Below are 6,286 nucleotides of genomic sequence, written 5' to 3' on the forward strand. Positions count from 1 at the left end.
ATTAAAATTCCTCCAATTGCTTTCGTATCACCTGCTCGCCAAGTGCAAGGTCAGGTGCTTGTCCGGTGAAGCGTTCAAATGCTTCAGCCGCTTGTAAGACGAACATCGGGACGCCGTCAAGTGTGTCAAGACCTTTTTCGGTCGCTTCACGCAATAGACGGGTCGGCGTCGGTCGATAAATAATATCACAAATCAAGGCGTGCGTCTCCGTCAATTCGATCGGACGTGCCTCGATATGTGGCGCCATCCCGACAGAAGTCGTATTGATGATGACGTCGTAACTCGTTAAATCAAATGTTTCTTGCCATGGTAGAACGGTTGCTCCGAATTCATCGGCAACTGCCTTAGAGCGTTCTTCTGTACGATTCGTGATCGTCACATCTCCGGGCAACGCAGCAATGATGCCTCGCGCCGCACCGCCCGCACCAAGAACGAGCGTCTTTTGAAATGACGGACGACGTTCTGTCAACGCGCGGACGAATCCGATTCCATCTGTATTCGCACCAATCAACTGCCCATCCTGCCGATATACCGTATTCACGGCGCCTGCTTTTTGAGCTGCCGGCTCTAGTCGATCCAGATACGGAATGATTGCTGTTTTATGTGGAATCGTCACATTGATTCCGTCTAGCTGATGTGTGCGTAATTTCGTAATGATTTGCGGCAATTGCTGCTCCGTTACATCGATGAGGTCATAACAGCCGAAAAGCCCAGCCGCTTCCAGCCAAGCTGTATGCAGCTCAGGTGAAAGTGAATGGGCAATCGGATGACCGATGACGGCAAAGCGCATCAGACGAGCGCCTCACGTAAGGATACAGCGACACCTTTCGGGGCGTAAGCAGCGACACGTCCACCTTTTCCGTGAACCGCAACCCACCCGAGTCCACTGAAGACGATATCCGTCTTCATGTTGTCGCGGAGGCTGAATTCATGACGGACAAGCGGCGGTAGCATCTCACGCGTCTTTTCGTTTGGCGGAGACAACAGCTCACCGTTATGGTTCGCGTATAAATCGTCTGCCTTTTCAAGCTTCGTCCGGTGAACTTTCAATTCATTCGACATGTAGATGACGAATGAACGCTTGTTCCCTTCCATATAGTCCAATCGTGCAAGACCTCCGAAGAAGAGTGTCTGTTGCGGATGGATTTGGAAGACTTGTGGCTTGATCTCTTTTTTCGGTGTGATCAGCTTCAAGTCCTTTGCATCAACATAGTGAGCCATCTGATGATGATTGATGATCCCCGGTGTATCATACAGGTTACAGTTATCGTCGAGTGGAATGTCGATCAAGTCTAGTGTCGTTCCTGGGAAGTGACTGACCGTGATGACGGCTTCATCTTCTTCGCCGAAGCGTTTGATGACTTGGTTGATCAGCGTCGATTTCCCGACGTTCGTACAACCAACGACATAGACGTCGCGACCTTTTCGATAATAATCGATTTTTTCAGCGAGTTCATCGACTCCGTGCCCTTTTTTCGCACTGATCAGATGAACGTCGACTGGACGTAATCCAAGTTCTTTCGATGCTTGACGCATCCAGTTCATGAGACGGTTCGGGTTGAGTGACTTCGGTAATAAATCGGCTTTGTTCCCGACGAGTAAAACGTCGTTTTTACCGACGAACCGATGTAATCCCGGTAACCAGCTTCCATTAAAATCGAAGATATCAACGATTTTAACGACAAGTGCATCTTTTTGACCGATTCCGTCTAAGATTTTAACGAAATCATCGTCCGATAACGATACATCTTGAATTTGATTGTAGTGCTTTAATTTAAAGCAACGTTGGCAAATGACCATTTCACGATCAAGTGCAGATTTAGGTGCGTATCCTGGTGCTTTCGTGTCTTCCGTTTGAATGGCGACACCACAGCCAGCGCAGTGGATTTCTTCGATCATATTATGTTGAGCCGCATGCGGGAACGATATCCCTTCTCTTTTCACCGTAGCGCCCTGCTCGCTACTCCAAGAGCGTAACTTCCGACCTCTCGCCGTACATGTTGCGACTGCTGCCTTCCCTTTCATCTACCGATCTGACAGGGTTATTGTTGCTTATCCTGACGAAGTGTTTCGATCGGATGCTCCAGTGCAGAAGGATCTTCCTTGACGCGTTGTGTCAATTTATAGATTCCTTTGCGTTTCATCCGGCGGAAAATGACACGTTCCATCAGGCGATTGAATTTCGTGACGACACCGTCCGTCTTAACGACAGGTTGAACGTGGATGACTTCGATTCCAACGGAGTTTGCACCGAGTACATCCGTAAAGAGTTGGTCTCCTAAGAAGACAACTTCCTTCGCATGATAACCGAATTCCGTCAATGCTCGTTTAAACCCGATAGGAAGCGGTTTTCGAGCAGGCGCAATATAATGCAATCCGAGTGGATCCGCGAACTTCTTGACGCGGTCTCCGTTATTGTTCGATACGATGATGACGTCGAAACCATATTGATTATTCACCATATCCAGCCAAGCAACCAATTCGTCTGGAGCATCTGCGATATTCCATGCGACGAGCGTATTATCAAGATCGGTCAAAATCGCTTTGACACCGTTTCGTTTGAGCATTTCAAGGTCGATATCGTAGATCGAAGCCACGAAATGTTTCGGATAAAGTCGTTTGAACAAGAATAAAACCTCCAGATAATGGTCTAGCTCTATAGTTAAGTTTAAGAAACAGTTATGCTCTTATCGTTCGATTATAGCACAATCAGGTAGTAAGAGCGACGCACAAAAGAAAACGGAAGGTCCACCTTCCGTTTTCTTAATAATATCGAATCCACAGATAGAGTTGCGATAGAATCAACGTTACGATCGTGATCGGTGCTCCATAAATCAAAAAGCGCATATAGGTAAATTTTTCACCTTGTCGTGTCGCGAGACCCGCGACGATGACGTTCGCCGATGCACCGATCAATGTCCCGTTACCACCGAGACAGGCACCGAGTGCGAGGGACCACCATAACACGTCCACTTTCGCATTTGCTGATGATAATCCAATTCCAGCAGCTACATCATTGATGAGTGGAATCATCGTCGCGACGAACGGGATGTTATCAATCGTCGCACTGGCGATACCAGACAACCAAAGAACAGCAGTCGCTGTCGTCTGAATATCGCCACCTGTCAAATCAATCGTCTTTTCAGCGAGGTAGCGGATGATGCCCGCTTCTTGGATCCCGCCGACGAGCACGAACAGTCCGGCGAAGAAGAAGATCGTTGTCCATTCGACGCGGGCAAAAATCCCTTCGAGCTGATGATCATTTTCAATCGTCAGCAACATCAGAACCGTCGCTCCAAGAATCGCAATCGCTGGTGCTTCGAGATGGAGTCCGATCCGGTCAAGCAGCGGATGTAACACGAACAACGCAATCGTACTGACGAGAACGATACTACTTCGCGTGACCAATTTTCGACTAACGATATAGCTCTTCTCATCGATTTCCATCAGTTTTTGTCGATCTTCCGCTTCGACATGCAACTGCTTCCGGAAGATGAAATACAGGATGCCGATCGTCACGACCGTGATGACGAGGATGATCGGTGCAAGATTCACTAAAAAGGCATTGAACGTCAAATGTGGATTTGCGGCACCAATCATGATATTCGGTGGATCCCCAATCAAGGTCGCCGTCCCACCGATATTCGCAAATAGGACTTCTGCGAGCAAGAATGGAAACGGCGCGATTTTAAGTATCTTCGTAATCGAAAACGTGATCGGAACGATCAATAGAACCGTCGTGACGTTATCAAGGAATGCAGATCCAAGTGCCGTCAATGCGGACAGTAGAATCAGTACCTTGATCGGATCACCTTTCGTCGTCTTCGCAGCGCGGATTGCGATGTATTCGAACAATCCAGATTGGTTGGCAATCGTGACGAGAATCATCATGCCGATCAATAAGACGATCGTTCCCCATTCAATATATTCAAACAATGCGGTTTCAAGATCCACAATACCGATGATGACCATCGCGAGCGCTCCAAGCAAGGCGACGATTGCCCGACTTACTTTTTCACTGATGATGAAGCCATAGGTCACTAAAAAAATGATGAGTGCGATATACGTTTGGACCTGTGTACTTCCGATTTCTGCTAATGCCAGTGCCGGCATGATTCATTCCTCCTAAACGTAAGGAGACGCCCAAAACGGGCGTCTCGCTTTCATGAATGCCATTGTCCGAGGCGCTGCCCCATTAAAACTGGTCCAACCGCCTGACTGTCTAACGTCAATGCATCTTTCGGACAAATCAGGACGACCGTTGAACCGAATGAGAAGTATCCAAACTCATCCCCACGACGAAGGTCCTTCGACTCGTTCGTCCGCACGATCGAGTTGACGTTCAGTGCGCCGACCATGACATGTTCAAGTGCATGTTTTCCTTGGACGATGCGCGTCACGCGACGGTAATTCCGCGTCAATGGACGAAGCGCATGGGTAAGACCAATCTCATTCACCGGTGCTGAATCGCGACCGAGCGTATAGCTCGTCCGGACTGTTCCATCCATCGGCACATGAACACGATGGTAGTTTTGCGGACTTAAGTAAAAGATCATCACACGTCCACCAACATATTGCTGTGCCTCGTGATGGGAGCCGAGTAACTCAGATACCGTATACGATTGTCCTTTGACAGTAAAGCGGCTATCAGCCGTCAAGTCGTCAACGACGGATAGCACACCGTCACACGGACTGACGAATGCGCCTTCTGATTGATCAATCGGTCGCATTTCCGGTTTGACATGACGAATGAAAACGTCATGTAAACTCGAATACGCTTCTAAATTCTGAGTCGCTTCTGTCATATTTAAATCGTATGCCTGAACGAACGGACGGATAAACGGACGACTGATACGGCTCACCGCAAAACGTTTCAGTTGTTTGGCAACAAGCGGGTGTCCATTTAATTCGAACACACGAGAGTAAAACCATTTTTTAATCATTGAGATCACCAGATGATTCTTCTTTTGAGTCCTCTACGTCTTTTCCAGCGAAGAACTCTTTATAGCTGTCTTCCGTTTGCTCACCTGCGACACGTCCAACTTCCTTACCGTCCTTAAAGTGAACGACAGTCGGTGTACCCTCGATACCAAACGTATCCCAAGCCGACTGTTCGACAGCAAGGTCGATCTGTTCGAATGGGATATCTTGTTTTTCACCAAGCGGGACGAGATATGGTTTTACTTTTTCACAGTGGGAACAACCCGTTTGATAGAAATACGTATAGAATTCATCACCGGATTTTACTTTATTTGCGACTTCTGTAGCCGTTAGGTTGCCGTTCTTCGATGCAGAATCTTCTCGATCCGTGAAGACAAGAAGTAATCCTCCCACCAATACGATTAAGCCGATGACTCCCGCTGTAATCCAATTCGCCTTGGATTGCGGTTTTTTCGTATTTTTACGTTTTGTTTTCTTTGACACGTCTATCCCTCCGTCATTCTGGTATTAGCCATTTTTTCTGAACCATTATAGCATGACCATTCGCAAGAATCGTATCGATTTGCAAAGCGTCATCAATCAGTAACAGATCCGCTCGTTCTCCGACCGCTATTCGCCCGCCCGGTATACCATATGCATCCGCGACATGTCGCGTGATCGTCGTGATTGCCTGATCAAAAGCAACACCATGCGCCACTGCATCGCGCACGGCTTGTATCAGAGAAGAAGGCTTTCCTGTATCAATCCGAACTAGACGACCTGCATCATCAAATGCCGGAAGACTGGCACCAGCATCGCTCGACATCGTAATCTGTTCAGGTGGGATTCCTGCTGCTAAAGCACGGGCGACAGCCTGTCCTGCTGGAATTTCGCCTTCCGCAATGAAGCTTTCCGTCGTACACGTCGTGAAATCGATCCTTCCTCCTCGTTTCGCCCAGGCGAGTCCCGCTTCAAAAATACGTTCACTCCGGTTGATATGCGTCGGAAGGAATTGTCCGATGGGGATATCAGTCGTGTCAATCACTTCATGTAATAGATCGAGTCCTTGTTTCCCGTCTCCGATATGGACGTTCATCGTTCCCGACACGCCTTTGACCATGCCGGCAATTCGGGCTTCTGACGCTAATCGTGCGAGTTCATGGGCTGTCGGTTGTGTCGACCGATGATCGTTGATGGCAATTTCCCCGATACCGATCACTTCATTGATGAGGACGATATCATGTCCTGTCGATTGCGTCAGGAAGACCGGTGGAACCATATAACTTCCGCTTAATAGAAAGGGGCGGATACCAGATGCAGCATATCCTCGTATATGTGCCAGTAGATCGATTCCCGTTCGTGTCCA

Annotated in this window: 7 protein-coding genes; all 7 read right to left on the reverse strand. The window is 48.2% G+C overall.

The window, feature by feature from the left end:
- Position 1: 1 nt before the first annotated feature.
- Positions 2-790, reverse strand: coding sequence for a shikimate dehydrogenase (gene aroE, locus B4C70_RS05780; RefSeq protein ID WP_058265063.1), 789 nt, complete (start codon positions 788-790; stop codon positions 2-4).
- Positions 790-1,899, reverse strand: coding sequence for a ribosome biogenesis GTPase YqeH (gene yqeH / locus B4C70_RS05785; RefSeq protein WP_023467421.1), 1,110 nt, complete (start codon positions 1,897-1,899; stop codon positions 790-792). Before yqeH ends, aroE begins: the two co-directional genes overlap by 1 nt.
- A 143-nt stretch (positions 1,900-2,042) precedes the next feature.
- A complete protein-coding gene (locus B4C70_RS05790) occupies positions 2,043-2,627 on the reverse strand; it encodes a YqeG family HAD IIIA-type phosphatase (protein ID WP_023467420.1) in 585 nt (194 codons plus the stop codon).
- A gap of 136 nt (positions 2,628-2,763) precedes the next feature.
- Positions 2,764-4,113 (reverse strand): ArsB/NhaD family transporter, encoded by a 1,350-nt coding sequence (locus tag B4C70_RS05795; protein WP_290777482.1) that lies wholly within the window; start codon positions 4,111-4,113, stop codon positions 2,764-2,766.
- Between the two features lie 50 nt (positions 4,114-4,163).
- Positions 4,164-4,943, reverse strand: coding sequence for a phosphatidylserine decarboxylase (locus B4C70_RS05800; protein WP_290777493.1), 780 nt, complete (start codon positions 4,941-4,943; stop codon positions 4,164-4,166).
- Complete coding sequence (locus tag B4C70_RS05805; protein WP_290777484.1) at positions 4,936-5,424, reverse strand: thioredoxin family protein; 489 nt, start codon at positions 5,422-5,424, stop codon at positions 4,936-4,938. Before B4C70_RS05805 ends, B4C70_RS05800 begins: the two co-directional genes overlap by 8 nt.
- A 13-nt stretch (positions 5,425-5,437) precedes the next feature.
- Positions 5,438-6,286 (reverse strand): amidohydrolase family protein (locus tag B4C70_RS05810; RefSeq protein ID WP_290777486.1); only part of this gene is annotated, 849 nt, incomplete at its 5' end.

Source organism: Exiguobacterium sp. UBA5002, from assembly GCF_002396765.1.
In the GTDB taxonomy this organism is placed as follows: Bacteria; Bacillota; Bacilli; order Exiguobacteriales; family Exiguobacteriaceae; genus Exiguobacterium_A.